General features: G+C 62.7%; 1 protein-coding gene. It reads left to right on the top strand.

Annotated elements, in window-relative coordinates; translation table 11 throughout:
- Positions 1-421, top strand: a 421-nt coding sequence (locus tag NGM62_RS22060; RefSeq protein ID WP_262250460.1) for a transposase, incomplete at both ends; no start/stop codon positions are given.

The following is a 421-nucleotide window of genomic DNA, read 5'->3' as shown; positions in this document are numbered from 1 at the left end:
ATCGCTCCGGGGCCATGTGACCCCTCACCACCGGTTCATGCTGCGCACGATCCTTGCCAACATGGGGAGGCTGGAGACCACCATCGCCGAGGTCACCGCCCGCATCGCAGAGGTATGCGCGCCTTACAGCCTTGAGGTAGACCGGCTCGCGGGAATCCCGGGAGTCGACCACGACGGGGCTATCGGCATCATTGCCGAGATCGGCCTTGATATGGGTCAATTCCCCACGCACCGCCACCTGGCCTCCTGGGCCGGTGTCTGTCCGGGAAGCAATGAAAGTGCCGGGAAGAACAAAAGCGGGCGGACCACCCACGGCAACAAAAACCTCCGCGCACTACTGACCCAGCTGGGCTGGGCAGCATCACGGACAAAGGGCACGTATTTCGGGGCTAAATACAAATCACTGGTAGGCCGCAGGGGC

The organism is Parapedobacter soli, from assembly GCF_025460835.1.
GTDB classification, from domain to species: domain Bacteria; phylum Bacteroidota; class Bacteroidia; order Sphingobacteriales; family Sphingobacteriaceae; genus Parapedobacter; species Parapedobacter soli.
Note: the sequence above shows the minus strand (reverse complement) of the source record. Positions and strands in the feature narration are given on the sequence as shown.